Genomic DNA, 16491 nt, shown 5'->3' with positions numbered 1-16491 from the left:
GCTTATGAAATTCTGGTTCTACGCCGTTATTTTGGCGAATGTCATGTTTTTTCTTTGGGAACTGCAACGAGAGCGGTTCCAGTTGACAGTAGCTTCTCCAAAAACTGCGGAGCACTCGGCAAAACAAATTCTCTTGCTCAGCGAATTGCCAGAGCGCTCGGTGGCGGCGGACGGAGGATTGTCCGCTGAAGAAAATGAAGCAAAAAATGAACCCAACGAGAAAATCGTTGCTCCAGATGCCCAGGGTGCCGGACAAGTGGTGGCAATGGCGCATGACATGAACGGAAGTCAGTCATCGGATGATAGTGGTGCGCCCGTCCTGGAAAACCACGATGTAATCGAAACACGACGAGCAGGCCGAGCCGGGCAGGACAGACCGTCACTCGGAGAGAAAGCAACTGAAGCCAGGATGACTCAACCAGAGCGAGCGGATACTGGAGAGGATGAAAGTGTAGCTGATTCAACATTGCAGGAAGGGGGGGCGAAGAGCGGGAGCGAACGGAGTGTTGTTAAGGATGAAACCATTACGGTAGTTGAGCAGGCAAACAATATTGCCGATTCCCAGCCAGCCGCTGAAGTAGTAACAGCGGAACAAGCGCTAGATGAAGCTGCAGACGATGGTGAGGAGGAAGCTATTCTTCCTGTTTGTTATGAAGTCGGTCCTTTCGGCAACAAGCGACAATTGAATGCCTGGCTAGATAATCAGCAAATCGATAGAAAACGGAGCGAACCCATTTATAAGGAACAACAAATCCCTCATGCCTATTTAGTTTATTATCCGGCGGCAGAGACTTTTGCCGAGTCGAAAAAAAACGAGGCGATGCTCAAGGAAAGAGGCGTAAACGATTTATGGTTGTTTCGTAAGGGGGAAATGAAGGGAATGATCTCGTTGGGTTTGTTCAGGGAAAAATTCCGTGCCGAAAGACTCCTTCGACAGCTTGCCGACAGGGATGTCGCTGCCGAAATGCAAGAACGGTATAAAAACGAACAAGTGTTGTATGTCAGAGTCCGCCAGGCAATCTCCCTTGAACAGCCGGAAGCGCTGACAGTGACAGATTGCGCCGACTCGTCCCAAGCCGGCCAATGATGTGGCTTGCGCGAATAGTTCAGGTAACGATAGTCTTGGTAGATCAAAATCGCTACCGGAATGCTTGTCACATTTGGGCACTGCCGGAATTTGAACTAGGATCAGCATACAATGTGATTGGATTACTTTTGAACGGGAGCAGAGCGTGTTAGTGACCTTTTCTTGCTCGGCCTATGCCAGCATAACGATGTTCGGCGACATAGCGGTTCGATTATTGAAAATGATGGGGCGTAGCGGGACTGTCCCCGGCGCCATTCTTGCCGAAGATGTCCCCGCTGCTCTGAATCATCTTATGGTTGAGCTTCAGCGACAACAAAAATTGTCGGAACCGGTGGAAAAAAAGGACGAAGAAGAGGGCGAACCGGCGGTGAGCCTTTCCCATCGTGCTTTACCCTTGGTCGAACTGCTCGAGGCCGCGGCAAGGGAAAAATGCAATGTGATGTGGGATAAGAATTCTTAACTCCCTGAAGATAAGTCGTGTTCCAGATCGGTCAGGAATTCGTCGATAATATGGCGATCGACATGCGGCATGACCAGGGCATGCGCATACTCTTGTTTCCCTTGTTCGCTATTTAAGTGCATGGTTGCCAGTGAATATTTTCTGACAATGTTATCGGCCGGTTTTCTGAAATAAATCGTATTGGAAGCCTCATTCGCGCGGATCGGTTGCAGCGGCGGCAAATGGCGCTGCATTTGTTCCATCAGATAAGTCGTATTGCGCAGCATGTTGCCGGCGTCCTCGGCTTGTTTAGTTAATGCCGAGGGTGTCGAATAAAAATAGAATTCGGCCGGTTTGACGCCGTCGCGAGAGCAGGTGATCGTACCGGGGACATGGTGAATATACTCGGGATTATGTATCCGGCTGAACAGCTCGTTGAATTCGTCGAACAGGCTTTGTCGGCTAATGAACAAGCCGGCGGGAGACGTGAAACCGAAAAATTTATGACAGGAAACGGCAATGGAGTCGTAGCGCGCGCTACTGTCGGCTGTCTGCTGTAGTACCTCGTTGGCCCGGTCGGTGTGGGGCAGATAGCCGCCGAATAATGCCGCATCCAAGTGCAGATAATTGGGATGATTTTCGAGTTTTTGCCGAATTTGGTCGAGTGGGTCGATCGCCCCCTTGAAGGTCGTGCCGATCGTCGCGACCACCAGGGCAGGGTAATCCGGGTTGGCGGCCAATTTGCTTTCGAGGTCGGCGGGATCCATGGCCCCGTCCGGCAAGGTGTCGACAAAAACCGTTTCAAGCCCCAGCAAGTCCCTTAAAATTTGCACCGAATAATGCGCTTCGCAGGTGAAATAGGCTTTCGGTATCATCCCCGTGCGCGCTTTCAATAAAGTTCTTCCCATGTACATGCCGTGCATGTTGCTGTCGGTTCCGCTGTGGGAAAGAAAGCCCCAGGTATCGTCCGGTGGAAAGGCATACACCTTGCCGAAATTGCGGATGAGCTCCCGCTCGAAATCGTGGGTGTTGAAGGGGAAGGGACTGGCTTGGAACGGATTGCCGACATTGTTATAGGGGAACATGCCGATTCCGGCATCCTGCAATTGCCGGCGCCAGGCAAAAAAATCCTCGGGCGGCGTGTTCATGTTGACCGGATACCCCAACATCAGGTCTTTAAAACGCTTTAATTTTGCCTTTTCCGCCAGGGAGAGTTCGGCTGAGGTTGTCGAACCTTCCAGGTTTAACAGCAAATCGAGATGTTGTGGACGGCATCCGGCCGTGGCCGCCAACATACCCGTTGCGCTAAAGGTTAAAAAACGGCGTCGTGAAAGCATAAACTCCCCACCATAAACAAAAGATACTCAGCGTAACAATTCGAGTAGGTGAATGAAGGTCAAGTTCAAAATTTTACTCAGATCCCTTCTGGCAACGGTTGCGTAAGGATCCGGTCAATGCCCCGACCGAATCCAACCTGCACTTTTAGAAAAACTATAGAGTAAGGCCGATACCTGTCAAGAGATCGCCGGTTCTCGATGGCGGGGATAATTTTCCTCAAGCCAGCTAGCATTTGGGCGTAAAATACACGGCTAGGCATTTAACTTAGGATTTGAATGAATATGAGCAATGGGGAATTCAATCGTGTCGCCGAGCAATTGATCAGCGCGGGACAGTTTATCGATAGCAAGGGTTGGGTGCCGGCCACCAGTGGCAATTTCTCCGCGAAACTCAGTGATGGCCGTATCGCCATTACCGTGTCGGGTAAACATAAAGGCCGGCTAACGCAGGACGATATCATGCTGGTCGATGGCGAAGGCTGGTCGTTGGACGGCAAAAAGCCTTCCGCCGAAACGCTGCTGCACACCTCGCTCTATAAACGTTATCCCGAAGTGCGGGCTGTGCTGCATCCGCATTCGCTGAACGCGACCTTAGCCGCGCGCCTTTTCAAGAATGAGATGGTGCTGGAAGGCTACGAATTGTTGAAGGCCCTGCAAGACGTCGATACCCATGAGACCCGGATTGTGATACCGATATTCGCCAATGACCAAAACATCCCGCGCCTGGCCTCGGCTGTGGAAAATTATCTCGATAGGCATGGCGCTATACATGCTTATATCATTGCGGGTCATGGTTTTTATACCTGGGGGCGATCGGTGGCGGACACGCTGAGACATTTGGAAGCCCTGGAGTTTTTATTCGAATGTGAAATACGTATGCACGGAGTCAAATCATGAGTCAATTAACCGTTTATAACGATCGCTCCGCCGAACCAGGCAGGCAGTTTTCCGATTTCGATGATATCGCCGCACAATTGCAGCAAATCGGCGTGCAATTCGAACGCTGGCAGGCCAGCCAGGAATTCGCCGAAGATGCCGACGGCGATACTGTATTGGCCGCCTACCGAGATTCGATCGATCGTTTAAGGCAACAATATCGTTTTCAATCGGTCGACGTCATCGGGCTAAAACCGAGTCATCCCGACAAGGCCGCCTTACGACAGAAATTCCTCGACGAACATACCCATGACGATTTCGAAATACGCTTTTTTGTCGAAGGCAGCGGTTTGTTTTATTTGCACGTCGACGATAAGGTCTATGCGGTGTTGTGCGAACGGGGCGATTTGATCAGCGTGCCGGCCAATGTGACGCATTGGTTCGATATGGGCGAAAACCCGGATTTCAAATGCATCCGTTTTTTTACCACCGAAGACGGCTGGGTCGCCCGGTTTACCGGCGACGATATCGCCAAACGATTTCCGAGCTACGACCAATATCGGGCGGGGCGCGCATGATTAACGCCATCGTAACCGATATTGAAGGTACGACCTCGTCGTTGTCGTTCGTCAAGGAGGTGCTGTTTCCCTATGCCCGCGATCATATCGCCGATTTCGTCCGAAAACATCGGCAACAAGCAGCGGTTCGGCGCTTGCTCGACGATGTTCGCTCAGAAGTTGGCCGAGATATCGATATCGAAACGCTGATCGAACAATTGATCGAGTGGATCGACCGCGACCAAAAGGTGACGCCGCTCAAATCCCTGCAAGGGTTGATCTGGGAGGCGGGTTATCGCCGGGGGGATTTTCAAGGCCATATCTATGCCGACGCCGTGGAGTCCTTGCGTGCCTGGAAGCGGCAAGGGGTGGAGCTGTACGTTTATTCTTCCGGTTCCGTCCATGCGCAAAAATTATTGTTCGCGCACACCGAATACGGCGATTTGACCCCGTTGTTTAGCGCCTATTTCGATACCCATATCGGGGCGAAAAGGGAAATCCAGTCTTACCGGGCTATCGCCGAGAAAATCAGTATACCGACCCAGCAAATCCTGTTTCTGTCCGATATCAAGGAGGAACTCGATGCCGCCGCCGAGGCCGGTTTGCAAACCGGCTGGCTGGTCAGGGAGCGGTCGGAGATCGATCCGCAGGCGCCACATCGCCAGTCCAGAAATTTTACCGAGATCGATTTAGCGGCTTTTTGAAACCACTAGGTTTCAGCGTTTAGATTTGCTATAAACAAACCGAGTGATTCGATAGGTTTTTTAACTCAAGCGGGAGAAGCGAAGTGAACAAAACACTCATGAAAACGACGTTAGGTGCGGTCTGTCTGACTCTTTCCGTGGCCGCCTGGGCCGAAAAGGCTAGCATTAAAAAGCCGGGACAAAGCATTTACAAGGATTGGCGCCTGATCAGCGTCTCGCATCGTCTGGAAAATAAGACCCTGCGCGCTATTTTAGGCAACGATACCGCGATCGAAGCCGCAAGAGCCGATAAAACCAAACCGTGGCCTGACGGCACGGTGTTGGCCAAAGTGGTATGGAAGGAACGGGCACATCCGAATTGGCCGCAAGCCGTCGTGCCCGGCGATTTCGCCGCCGCCGAGGCGATGATCAAGGACAGTAAGAAATATGCCGCGACCGGCGGCTGGGGCTTCGCGCATTGGGTCAACAACAAGCTGGAAATGCATGATGCCGAAACATCGGCGAAATGCTTCGCTTGCCACACGCCGATGAAGGACAATGACTATGTTTATACCTTCGATGCCTTGCAATAAGGCTGTTTAGGTTTGGCGAGAAACGCCGAGACGACGTTAATTCCGCGTCGGCTCGGTGTTTCATAAGCGTCGATAGCCGATGGATATGGCCGATCGGTTATCGCGTTCAGTCCCAGTTATATTTTTCTGGCCAATTTCTCGGCGTAGCCGGTGTAATCGCGCGGCGTCATCTTCAGTAGTCCGGCCTTGGCATCGGCGGGGATGTCCAGTTTTTCGATGAACTCGCGCATGCCTTCGGCGGTAATGCGTTGGCCACGGGTCAATTCCTTCAGCTTTTCATACGGCTTTTCGATGCCGTAACGGCGCATCACGGTTTGTACCGCTTCCGCCAGAACTTCCCAATTGTTGTCCAAGTCGGCCTCGATCATGTCGGCATTGATTTGCAGTTTGGAAATGCCCTTAAGTGTGGATTGGATCGCGATGCTGGTATGGGCGATGCCGACGCCGATATTGCGCAAAACCGTCGAGTCGGTCAAATCCCGTTGCCAACGCGAAACCGGCAGTTTTTCGCTCAAGAATCCGAACAGGGCGTTGGCGATCCCCAGATTGCCTTCCGAATTTTCGAAATCGATCGGGTTGACCTTGTGCGGCATGGTCGATGAACCGACTTCGCCGGCGATCGTTTTCTGCTTGAAATAACCCAGCGAGATGTAGCCCCAGACATCCCGGTCAAAGTCCAACAAAATGGTATTGAAACGGGACAGGGCATGAAAAAACTCTGCAATGTAGTCGTGCGGTTCGATTTGTATGGTGTAGGGGTTCCAGGTCAGACCCAGCGATTCGACGAAGTCTTTAGAGAAAACTTCCCAGTCGATCTCCGGGTAGGCGACGCTATGCGCGTTGTAATTGCCGACCGCGCCGTTGATTTTTCCCAGTAATTGCACGGCCTGCAGTTGTTCCCGCTGGCGCAGCATGCGCGCGGCGACATTGGCGAATTCCTTGCCAGTCGTGGTCGGGCTGGCGGTTTGGCCGTGGGTGCGCGACATCATCGGTTGAGCCGCCGTTTTCAAGGCGACCTTTTTGATCGCGTCGATGCAGTCGTCGATTTGCGCCAGAATGACGGCGCGGCCTTCTTTCAGCATCAACGCGTAAGACAGGTTATTGATGTCTTCGGACGTGCAGGCAAAGTGAAAGAACTCGCTGATTTTTTCCAGTTCCGCGTGGCCGGTGATTTTTTCCTTCAGGAAATATTCGACCGCCTTGACGTCATGATTGGTGGTTTTCTCGATGTCCTTGACGCGCTGCGCATCGTCCTCGGTAAATTGGTCGACGATGTCGTCCAACAGTTTTGTCGCCGCGGCCGATAATTCCGCGACTTCGCCGATTTGCGGATGTTTGGCTAAGGCTTGCAGCCAGCGCACCTCGACTTCGACGCGGTATCGGATCAGGCCGTATTCACTGAAAATGGGACGCAGCGCTTCTACCTTGGAAGCGTAGCGGCCGTCGATCGGTGAAATTGCGGTAAGGGCATGTGTCATGATGATGTCCTGTGAAAGTGTAAAGTCATTCTGAATTTAGTGGTTGTATTTGGTTTCGATAATGCCGCCGCCCAAGCAGATTTCGCCGTCGTAAAACACCACCGACTGGCCCGGGGTGATGGCGCGCTGGGCTTGCTCGAACGTCACTTTGACTCGGTCTTCTCCCATGGGCTCGACGCGGCAAGCTTGGTCGGGTTGGCGGTAGCGGGTCTTGGCGGCGCAGTCGAGGGTCTCGGTCAACGGTTTGTTGCTGCACCAATCCAGTTGCGCGGCTTCCAAAGTATTGTGCAGCATCAGCGGATGGTCGTGGCCTTGGCCGACGATCAGCACGTTGTTGTCCAGATCCTTGTCGAGCACGTACCAAGGCTCGTCCGGCGCATTCTTGACGCCGCCGATGCCCAAGCCCTGGCGTTGTCCTAGCGTGTAATACATCAGACCGTGGTGGCGGCCGATGTATTGGCCTTCAGGGGTGCGCATCTCGCCGGGCTGGGTCGGTAGATAGCGTTGCAGGAATTCCTTGAATTTGCGTTCGCCGATGAAGCAAATTCCGGTGCTGTCTTTTTTACGGTAGTTGGCGAAACCGGCTTTCTCCGCCATCTTGCGGATTTCCGGTTTATGCAGGTGGCCGATCGGGAACAGCGTTTTGGACAGCGCCCGTTGTCCCAGTGTATAAAGGAAATAACTTTGTTCCTTGTTCGGATCCAGGCCTTTCAACAAGAAGAATTGGCCGTTTTCTTCCCTGACCCTGGCGTAATGGCCGGTGGCGATGTACTCGGCGCCCAGGTCTTCGATGGCGTAATTCAAAAAGGCTTTGAATTTTACGTGCTTGTTGCAAAGAATATCGGGGTTGGGCGTGCGGCCCGCCGCGAATTCGGACAAGAAAACTTCGAACACTTCGTCCCAATATTCGGTCGCGAAATTGACCGTTTTCAGTTCGATGCCCAACTTGTCGCAGACCTGCTGCGCATCGGCCAAATCTTCCATGGCCGTACAATATTCGGTGCCGTCGTCTTCTTCCCAGTTTTTCATGAATAAACCGGTGACCCGATGGCCTTGTTCCAATAAGGTTAGAGCGGTGACGGAGGAGTCCACCCCTCCGGACATGCCGACGATAATGTTTTTACTCATTTGTTAAATCAAAGAATGCTTGCAACATGGACAGCGGATAACGCTGGCCACTCAAATAGTTGTCCACGCAAATCAAGACCAATGGACTGCGTAGTAATTCTGGTTTGGCGGCGATCGCTTCCCGGCTCAGCCAATGCGTCCCGATGATTTCGTCGTCGAGCGGCTGCAATGGATCGTGGGAATGAATCCGGCCGCAGAAAGTAAAACGCAAAAAACTGGGATGGTGGGGTTTTTTTCGCCACAATTGAACCGAAACGATATTTTCAGGTTCAAACTGCCAAGCGGTTTCTTCGCTGACTTCCCGTTTGACCGCCGAGATCAAGTCTTCGTTTTCTTCCAGATGACCGGCCGGCTGGTTCAAGCGCAAACCGTCAGGCGTATGTTCCTCAACCAACAGAAAGCGATTGTTTTGTTCGATCACGGCCGCGACTGTAACATGCGGTTTCCAAACCATCTGTTAGCTCCGATAGAGGTTGATGTGCGGGCGCGAAACTTGTTATCCATCAAGGTTGTCAATAGTCACTGAAAATAAATTGTATATTTTACAAGAATTGCTATTTCGATGTTTGTAAAGATTGAAATTTGTAGGCGAAAGCACTATGTTAAGCGTTGATTGATCTAAGTTTATATTGCAGAAAATGTCCGGAACTGACCCTTATAGAGATAACGACAGTGGTTTGGCTGTCCAGGAGGCAAAACCGAAATTAAAGAGACCGCCGCTTTTTAAAGTTATCTTGCTGAATGACGACTTTACCCCGATGGATTTTGTCGTCGAAATTCTGAAGAGTTTTTTCAATATGAATGAAGATAGGGCGACCCAGGTGATGTTGCAGGTTCACACCCAAGGCGTGGGAGTTTGTGGGGTTTACACCAAAGATGTCGCGGAAACCAAAGTGCATATCGTTAATGAATATTCGCGGGAACATCAGCATCCATTGATGTGTACAATGGAAGAAGCGTAAAGAGAGAAGCTATGTTAAGTAAAGAACTTGAGTTGACACTGAATGCGGCCTTCACCAATGCCCATAACAAGCGACACGAATTTATCACGGTCGAACATTTATTATTGGCCTTGCTGGATAATGAAACGGCCATCCCTGTTCTCAATGCATGCGGGTGTAATATCAATGCCTTGCGCGGCGAATTGACTCAGTTTATCGATGAAACCATGTCCCTGATTCCGGAGGGCGTTCAGCGGGAAACGCAACCGACCTTGGGTTTTCAGCGAGTGCTGCAGCGCGCCGTTTTTCATGTCCAAGCCTCGGACAAAAAAGAGGTGACCGGCGCCAATTTGTTTGTCGCCTTGTTCAGCGAACAGGATTCTCATGCCGTTTACTTGTTGAGCAAGCAAAACATCACCCGCCTGGATGTCGTCAATTATTTGGCCCACGGCGTTTCCAAGCAAGACCAGGAAAAGCCTAAGGACAACGACGAAGTGATGTCGGGGCCCGTAGGCGCGGAGAGTTCTTCAAACCCGTTGGACAAATACGCCACTAACTTGAATGAAGAGGCGTTAGCCGGGAAAATCGATCCGTTGATCGGACGGGAAGCGGAAGTCGAGCGTACCATCCAAGTCTTGTGCCGTCGGAGAAAAAATAATCCATTATTGGTCGGTGAATCCGGCGTTGGCAAAACGGCGATCGCCGAAGGTTTGGCGAAACGCATTGTCGAGGAAGACGTCCCCGAGGTGTTGCTGGATAACGTCATTTATTCATTGGATTTGGGGGCCTTGGTCGCCGGAACCAAATACCGCGGCGACTTCGAGAAGCGCCTGAAAGCCTTGGTCAATCAATTGAAGAAAGAGCCTCATTCGATTTTGTTTATCGATGAAATTCACACCATTATCGGCGCCGGCTCGGCTTCCGGCGGAGTGATGGATGCTTCCAATTTAATCAAGCCGATGCTGGCTTCCGGCCAGCTGCGTTGCATCGGTTCCACGACCTACCAGGAATATCGCGGTATCTTCGAGAAAGATCACGCCCTGGCGAGACGTTTTCAAAAAATCGACATCGTCGAACCGTCCATCGAAGATACCGTTAAAATTCTGCAAGGGCTTAAAACGCGATTCGAGGAGCATCATCAGCTTAAATATACGATGGATGCATTACGTGCGGCAGTCGAGTTGTCGTCCCGTTTCATTACCGACCGGCACTTGCCGGACAAGGCCATCGATGTCATCGACGAAGCGGGGGCTAGACAACGTTTGTTCAAGGAGGAGGATCGTAAACAAACGATCGATAGCTTGGAAATCGAGGAAATCGTCGCCAAGATTGCTCGCGTCCCGGTCAAGTCGGTTTCTTCCAGTGATATAGACAAATTGGAAAATCTCGAGAAAAGCCTGAAAATGTTGGTATTCGGCCAGGACGAGGCGATTTCGGAATTGGCTTCGGCCATCAAGCTATCTCGTGCTGGATTGCGGGATACGACCAAAACCATCGGTTCATTTTTGTTCGCCGGCCCGACCGGCGTGGGCAAAACCGAAGTGACGCGGCAACTGGCGAAAGTGCTGGGTGTCGAGTTGATTCGTTTCGATATGTCCGAATATATGGAGCGACATACCGTTTCCCGTTTGATTGGCGCGCCACCCGGCTATGTTGGTTATGACCAAGGGGGCTTGTTGACCGAAGCGGTGACCAAGCATCCACATGCCGTGTTATTGTTGGATGAACTGGAAAAAGCGCATCCCGATGTTTTCAATTTGTTGTTGCAGGTGATGGATCACGGTTCGCTGACCGATAACAACGGGCGTAAGGCCGACTTCCGTAATATCATTTTGGTTATGACGACCAATGCCGGTGCGCAAGAGGGAAGCCGGGCATCGATTGGCTTTACCCAACAGGATCATAGCTCTGACAGTTTGAAGATCATCGAAAGAACTTTTTCGCCGGAATTCCGCAATAGGCTGGACGCTATTGTTCAATTCAAGCCGTTGGATATATCGATTGTCGGCAGCGTGGTCGATAAATTCATCTTTGAATTGGAGGCCTTGTTGGCCGATAGAAACGTGACCCTGGTACTGGAGTCGGAAGCGAGATTATGGTTGGCCGAACATGGTTGCGATCCGCAAATGGGAGCTCGCCCGATGGCGCGATTGATCCAGGAAACGATCAAAAAACCGCTGGCAAATGACCTGTTGTTCGGTAAGCTGGCTAATGGTGGGCAGGTGCGTGTTTATGTCGAAAACGACCAACTTGCTTTTTCTATAAAGAGCAAGGAATTGACTGTTGCCGATAAGCAGCCGCTGTAATCATGGAAAGAGCGCTTTCCCGTTTACATAAACGGGATTAGCGCATACGGAAAGTGATACGACCTTTGGTCAAGTCATAGGGAGTCATTTCAACCTTGACCCTATCGCCAGTCAAAATGCGGATGTAATGCTTGCGCATTTTTCCGGAGATATGAGCGGTCACGATGTGGCCGTTTTCCAGTTCGACACGAAACATGGTGTTTGGAAGGGTGTCGATAACCTTACCATCCATTTCAATTTGATCTTCTTTCGCCATAATGAATACCTCAAGTAAATAAAAACCGCAATATTAGCACATTCAGTCAAGAAGTCATAGTCAGTTGATTATCTTGGCTGAGTGAAATCTTTGTAAACAGATACAAAACAATTGTGCTTTTTATACCCATAGACAGCCACTTCAACGAAACAGTTCAACTTAAACCATGCTTCTTATGAGGTAATTCGATTTCGGTGATGATGCCTGCCTCGGGATCGTTGAAGACATCCTCATCGATCTCATTTTCCCCGCGAGCGACGATGCAGGTCACGGTGGCGTCTCCAGTGACGTTAACGACCGTGCGCAACATATCGAGAATCCGATCTACGCCGAGAATCAGGCCTATTCCCTCGACCGGCAGGCCGACCTGATTGAATACCATGGCCAGCATGATCAGGCCGACTCCCGGTACGCCGGCGGTGCCGATCGAAGCCAAAATTGACATGCCGATCACGGTTGCGTAATCGGTCAATCCCAGTTCGATATTATAGACATTGGCGATGAAGACCGTGGCGACGCCCTGCATAATGGCGGTACCGTCCATATTGATCGTCGCGCCTAGCGGCACGGTGAAGGACGCGGTGGCGTTATTGACGCCAAGACGTTTTTCGGCGACCTGCAGTGTCACCGGAATGGTCGCATTGGAACTGGCGGTGCTGAAGGCGAAAATATGCGCCGGACGCATTTTGCGGATGAACATTAACGGATTGAGTTTGGCCAGTAACAGCAATAGCGTGCTGAAGGTGCCGAGAGCATGTAGCAGAAGGCACAGGATAACCACGGAAAAATAGCCGATCATCGGCATGATCAGGCCGATGCCTTGTTCTGAGAAGGTTTTCGCCATCAGGAAAAAGACCCCGATAGGGGCAAAATCCATCACCAGCGTGACCACTGTCATCATGACTTCATTGAGTTTCTCCGCTCCATCGGCCAGTTGTCGCCCGGCTTCCCCGCTCATCAACATGGCCAGTGCAAAGAAAATGACGAAGAAAATAATTTGCAGCATGTTGCCTTCGGCGAAGGCATGCACCGGATTGCCGGGAACGATGTTGATGAATACCTCGCTTATCGGCGGCGCCGGCGGCGGACTGAAATCCGAGAGCGGTTGTGCCTGTTCGAACCCCTGGCCCGGTGCAATCAGCAGGGCGATCGTTAAGGCCAGCGTCACGGCGATGCCGGTGGTCAATAAATACAGGGCAAAGGATTTGATGCCCACGCGGCCCAACACCGAGACATCGCCGATGCCGCAGACGCCGCAGATCAAAGAAAACGTAACCAACGGCACGACTAACATTTTCAAGGCGTTGACAAAGGCCGCGCCGATGACATGAAACAGGCCTTGTACCAGGTAGTCATGTACAAATTCAATGTCTAGGGCGAAGGCATTGATCAGACTGCCGACTACCAGGCCGATAAGCATGGCAATCAGGATTTTGGTCGTGATGGCTGTTTTATGGGGCATGATTTTTCCGCTGCTGATTTGGAGTGGATGCAATACACCGTTGCCGATTTATGTGACGCTAATGACCGGAATGGCGTGGTCATACTGGGGCATTCAGGCCACGGCCTCGGCCTCGTAGTTATTAAAAATCTCGATTAATTCGAAGATTTTTTGCATACTCAGATGGGCTACCCGGTTATGCTGTTCGCAGAGTCCTCCTCTAAAACCCAGGTAGTCGGCGTTCAAGGCTAATAATGCTGGAACGTCGCCGCTTTGCAACGAACCGGCCAAGCCGCATAGTAAGTCGAGTTGTTTGGCTTGATTGACGAATTGTGCCAGATCGGCCATGGTCATAATTTCGCTCAGCGAGCCTCTGGACTTGTCCATGGTATCGAGCATCACGCCGGAAAAGCCGGCTTGGCGGAGAGTCGGCAGATACGATAAGTCGGGGGCGTTGTCGGCAAACAGTACGGCGATCAAGGCATGGTCGGCGGTAAAGTCGGATAACGCATCGATGCTATCCGTCCACTTATCGCCGGGGAAAAAACCGATTTTGACATAGTCGACGCCGGTTGCCGCCATGCTGGTGACGGCCGGACACAAAATTTCCGGTAGCATCGGTAGGTCGCCAACGGTAGCGCTGACCGGCTTGCAGCCGTCGATCGCCGTGACGATTTGGTGCACCTGTTCTGGCGGCAGGGCGCCCAGGGCCCCTTCGGCCGGTTGTTTCAGGTCGATAATGTCTATATCCAGAGGGTTGATCAGCAAGGCTTCCTCAAGACTGTTGACGCTGGCCAGCATTCCTGTCATGCCTGGATTACCTCGTGTTTGTAATCCTCGATGACTTCCATCAGCCAGCGCCAGGCTTCCATTTCCCGCTCGCCGGCGGTTTTGTCCAGGCCGATATGCAGATACTCCAGTTCCGATTCGATTTTTTTCCACGGCAGCATATGCAGGCGACTGACCAGAATCGCCGCTTCGATCACCGAAAATTGGGCCCGGTTGAATCCTCTGAATGGCTTGTGGTTGACCGTGTGTAGGGCCTTGCAGAAAATCATCGGCCGGACCTCGTTGTCCTCGATGCGGTCGATTGCCAGTTCGCAATGGGCCAGCGCCGCTTCTAGATATTGGCAATCGACTTTTTCCGCTTTTTTCAACGGCCAGTCGCGCCTTCCGGTCAGGCAACCGGCGAAGATGCGCACGTCATCGACGTAATTGATCACGGCGGTATTGGTTTCCAGAATGTTATTCAAGGTATTGCACGGACGAAACGGCAGGATGACGAAGCGGTCGCCGTTGACGTGAATGCCCATCGGCGCGATATGCGGATCGCCGTTACTGTTGACGGTCGTGACTATGGTTTCTTGTATCATTTTTTTTGTAACGTGGTTCCGGCTGGTTTAAAGGTATGCAGATCGACAGTGGGTTCATTATGTTCCGATGCGCAGCCCCAGTCTAGTGCCTCATCCTGAGTAAAGCGCTTGCCCAATTGCCAGGCGATCTCGGCCCGCGCCAGTTCGATACCCAGATAGAAGGCATGTCCGCCGTCGTTTTCCACGTTTAACTTGGGGTATAGGTCGAAAGGGTCCCGCGCCGTGTGCAGTCCGTCGCGGTTGAAAATGTGCAGGCCGTCGCGGCTGGTTTGGATGCGGTAGCTGGGATCCTTGATCTGTCCCGCCAGTTCCTGGATTTCGGCGAAGCTGTAAGGGAAAGGGGTGGTATCGTGTACTGTCATCAGGCCCGGGTCGATATGCTTGGGCAGCGTGTTATGCTCCTTGGCGGCATGCATGATGCGGCGGGCCCGATCGGCTTCCCGGATCGCGCGGCAGGCATGTTGGCTGACTTCGGTGGCGAGAATATGATTAATGTTCAATTCCGAGCAGATACCCAACAGCAGCGCGTTCATGCCGGAAGTATCGGCATGGGTCAGTTCGGTGATGTTGCCGACCCCCATCATCATCTCGATATCGGGATGCTTTTGCCGAAACTGATAATTGCGCACGATCGATTCGGTGAAGCCGAAATGGATCGGGTCCAGGATCGGGTCGACGATGAATGGTCGCTGCTTCTCTTGCATGACCGCGATAGCAGGGTCCAGCGTGCTCAGGTCGCCGTGTTTTTCCGGGATCAGGATCGGCGTGCTGTCGACTTCATCGGCGATCCAAATGCTTTTATTGGTCAGGCTGAGCAGATAATCGGCGCCGGCTCGGCCACCGCGCAACAAATCGTCATCCTCCAATGAGTCGATACTGACCTTGAACCCTTCCTGTTTCAGGGTACGGATGCACTCCTCCAGATGGGGAAAAGCCGTGCCGGGCAGGCAACCGATGTCGATCACATCGGCGCCGTTGGCACGATAATACTGGGCGCGCTTTACCACCTCGTCGACACTAATAGTTGGCGCATCGGTGATCTCGGCGAAAATCTTGACCCGGTATTGGCTCAAGTCCATTTTGTGCGCTTCCTTGCCGAAAAACATCGGCAGGTCCTTGATTTCTTCCGGCCCCCGTTCGATCGGTAGACCCAATTGTTCGGCAGTCTTGTCCAGATCGCCGCGGCAACGCCCCGGTACGATGATGCGATCGGCGCCGTAGGTGTCATGCAGGCGCCGCCCGATCATCTCGGCCGTCATCAGCGCGGCGACCTTCAGGCCCAGCTGATGTATCGTATAGCGAAAATCCGGTTGCATCTTTTCCAACACTTGATGAACTTGTTTTTCCGCCAGCGAGCCGGTTAAAAAAAGAATATGTTCGGTCATTTTAAAGAGGCCAGGCGTTTATGGACGGCTTCGATCAATTCGTCGACGCTTTCCACCACCGTGGTGTATTCAAAGGTGCGGATCTTCGCGGTGCCTTCCAAATCGATCTTGCGTGGGTAGACCATGACTTTTTTACCGCGCGGGGCGGTAGTCTCCATTTCCGGGGCGATGTCGCAAGGATAGACGATGCTCGGAACGCGGCATTTGCCGGCCTGAGAATACAGGTTGGTCACCAGCGAGTCGGCGATGCCCAGCACGCATTTGGCGATGGTGTTCGAGGTGGTCGGGGCCATCACGAAGGTATGGTAATAACCGCTGTAGAAGTGGCCGACCGGCGGTGCAGAAGCCGCCTTATCGCGGTAAACCGGCATTTTGTCTTTGATATCCTTGAGGTTTATCCCGTACATTTGCAAAACCTCCTCTCCAGCTTGGCTTAAATAGAGATCGACATGATCCAGGGTCAGCAGGAATTCGATGCATTCTTCTATATAATGTCCCGAGCCGGTTACCGCCCAGGCGAGTCGCGGTTGTTTCATTCTCTATGGTTTTGTTCGATATGGCGGTCATTATACCCGAATAGGTGCTCGCTTCCGCCACTACAGGAATTTTTT

General features: G+C 52.1%; 18 protein-coding genes. 8 read left to right on the top strand and 10 right to left on the bottom strand.

Going from position 1 to position 16491, the window contains the following annotated elements:
• Positions 1–4: 4 nt before the first annotated feature.
• Positions 5–1087, top strand: a complete 1083-nt coding sequence (locus tag EP25_RS0103780) for a hypothetical protein (RefSeq protein WP_031432662.1) — start codon at positions 5–7, stop codon at positions 1085–1087.
• A gap of 145 nt (positions 1088–1232) precedes the next feature.
• Entirely contained in the window at positions 1233–1547 is a 315-nt protein-coding gene (locus EP25_RS0103775) for a DUF1840 domain-containing protein (protein ID WP_031432661.1), read from the top strand.
• Here the strand turns inward: EP25_RS0103775 and EP25_RS0103770 are convergent.
• On the bottom strand, positions 1544–2863 hold the full coding sequence (locus EP25_RS0103770) for a pyridoxal-dependent decarboxylase (protein WP_031432660.1): 1320 nt from the start codon (positions 2861–2863) through the stop codon (positions 1544–1546). The two genes, EP25_RS0103775 and EP25_RS0103770, sit on opposite strands and share 4 nt — an antisense overlap.
• A gap of 282 nt (positions 2864–3145) precedes the next feature.
• Between EP25_RS0103770 and EP25_RS0103760 the strand changes: the two genes are divergently transcribed.
• The 4 genes from EP25_RS0103760 (at position 3146) to EP25_RS0103745 (ending at position 5572) form a co-directional block, all read left to right on the top strand.
• Positions 3146–3760, top strand: a complete 615-nt coding sequence (locus tag EP25_RS0103760) for a methylthioribulose 1-phosphate dehydratase (RefSeq protein ID WP_200875013.1) — start codon at positions 3146–3148, stop codon at positions 3758–3760.
• A complete protein-coding gene (locus EP25_RS0103755; RefSeq protein ID WP_031432657.1) occupies positions 3757–4317 on the top strand; it encodes a 1,2-dihydroxy-3-keto-5-methylthiopentene dioxygenase in 561 nt (186 codons plus the stop codon). The genes EP25_RS0103760 and EP25_RS0103755 overlap by 4 nt, the downstream gene beginning before the upstream one ends.
• Positions 4314–5000: an acireductone synthase gene (mtnC, locus tag EP25_RS0103750; RefSeq protein WP_031432656.1), complete on the top strand. Its 687-nt coding sequence runs from the start codon at positions 4314–4316 to the stop codon at positions 4998–5000. Before EP25_RS0103755 ends, mtnC begins: the two co-directional genes overlap by 4 nt.
• An 83-nt stretch (positions 5001–5083) precedes the next feature.
• A complete protein-coding gene (locus EP25_RS0103745; RefSeq protein WP_235185829.1) occupies positions 5084–5572 on the top strand; it encodes a cytochrome P460 family protein in 489 nt (162 codons plus the stop codon).
• A 116-nt stretch (positions 5573–5688) separates the two neighbouring features.
• On the opposite strand, the gene purB is transcribed toward EP25_RS0103745, so the two are convergent.
• From purB to EP25_RS0103730, 3 genes are read right to left on the bottom strand one after another with little or no spacing between them, the layout of a single operon-like run.
• Complete coding sequence (purB, locus tag EP25_RS0103740; RefSeq protein WP_031432654.1) at positions 5689–7050, bottom strand: adenylosuccinate lyase; 1362 nt, start codon at positions 7048–7050, stop codon at positions 5689–5691.
• A gap of 36 nt (positions 7051–7086) precedes the next feature.
• The gene (gene mnmA, locus EP25_RS0103735) at positions 7087–8178 is read right to left on the bottom strand and encodes a tRNA 2-thiouridine(34) synthase MnmA (RefSeq protein ID WP_031432653.1); all 1092 of its coding nucleotides are present in this window, start codon (positions 8176–8178) and stop codon (positions 7087–7089) included.
• Positions 8171–8632 carry an NUDIX hydrolase gene (locus EP25_RS0103730; protein WP_031432652.1) on the bottom strand — a complete coding sequence of 154 codons (462 nt, stop codon included), beginning with the start codon at positions 8630–8632 and terminating at the stop codon, positions 8171–8173. The genes mnmA and EP25_RS0103730 overlap by 8 nt, the downstream gene beginning before the upstream one ends.
• Before the next feature lie 184 nt (positions 8633–8816).
• Here EP25_RS0103730 and clpS point away from each other — a divergent pair, with 184 nt between their 5' ends.
• Both clpS and clpA read left to right on the top strand, forming a co-directional pair.
• Complete coding sequence (gene clpS, locus EP25_RS0103725; RefSeq protein ID WP_031432651.1) at positions 8817–9140, top strand: ATP-dependent Clp protease adapter ClpS; 324 nt, start codon at positions 8817–8819, stop codon at positions 9138–9140.
• 11 nt (positions 9141–9151) lie between these two features.
• Entirely contained in the window at positions 9152–11425 is a 2274-nt protein-coding gene (clpA, locus tag EP25_RS0103720; RefSeq protein ID WP_031432650.1) for an ATP-dependent Clp protease ATP-binding subunit ClpA, read from the top strand.
• A 37-nt stretch (positions 11426–11462) separates the two neighbouring features.
• Here clpA and infA read toward each other — a convergent pair whose 3' ends face one another.
• The 6 genes from infA to EP25_RS0103690 all read right to left on the bottom strand — a co-directional run bounded on the left by infA (position 11463) and on the right by EP25_RS0103690 (position 16416).
• The gene (infA, locus tag EP25_RS0103715; protein ID WP_031432649.1) at positions 11463–11681 is read right to left on the bottom strand and encodes a translation initiation factor IF-1; all 219 of its coding nucleotides are present in this window, start codon (positions 11679–11681) and stop codon (positions 11463–11465) included.
• A 154-nt stretch (positions 11682–11835) separates the two neighbouring features.
• Positions 11836–13143 carry a dicarboxylate/amino acid:cation symporter gene (locus tag EP25_RS0103710; protein ID WP_031432648.1) on the bottom strand — a complete coding sequence of 436 codons (1308 nt, stop codon included), beginning with the start codon at positions 13141–13143 and terminating at the stop codon, positions 11836–11838.
• 93 nt (positions 13144–13236) lie between these two features.
• Positions 13237–13932, bottom strand: coding sequence for a (5-formylfuran-3-yl)methyl phosphate synthase (locus EP25_RS0103705; protein WP_036300203.1), 696 nt, complete (start codon positions 13930–13932; stop codon positions 13237–13239).
• Positions 13929–14495: a DUF447 domain-containing protein gene (locus EP25_RS0103700; RefSeq protein ID WP_031432646.1), complete on the bottom strand. Its 567-nt coding sequence runs from the start codon at positions 14493–14495 to the stop codon at positions 13929–13931. The genes EP25_RS0103705 and EP25_RS0103700 overlap by 4 nt, the downstream gene beginning before the upstream one ends.
• Positions 14492–15880: a DUF6513 domain-containing protein gene (locus tag EP25_RS0103695; protein ID WP_031432645.1), complete on the bottom strand. Its 1389-nt coding sequence runs from the start codon at positions 15878–15880 to the stop codon at positions 14492–14494. Before EP25_RS0103695 ends, EP25_RS0103700 begins: the two co-directional genes overlap by 4 nt.
• Positions 15877–16416, bottom strand: coding sequence for a flavoprotein (locus tag EP25_RS0103690; RefSeq protein WP_031432644.1), 540 nt, complete (start codon positions 16414–16416; stop codon positions 15877–15879). Before EP25_RS0103690 ends, EP25_RS0103695 begins: the two co-directional genes overlap by 4 nt.
• Positions 16417–16491: the final 75 nt, after the last annotated feature.

The sequence above is a fragment of the Methylomarinum vadi genome (assembly GCF_000733935.1).
GTDB lineage: Bacteria > Pseudomonadota > Gammaproteobacteria > Methylococcales > Methylomonadaceae > Methylomarinum > Methylomarinum vadi.
The sequence above is the reverse complement of the archived record's forward strand: the minus strand, read 5'-3'. Positions and strand labels throughout refer to the sequence as shown.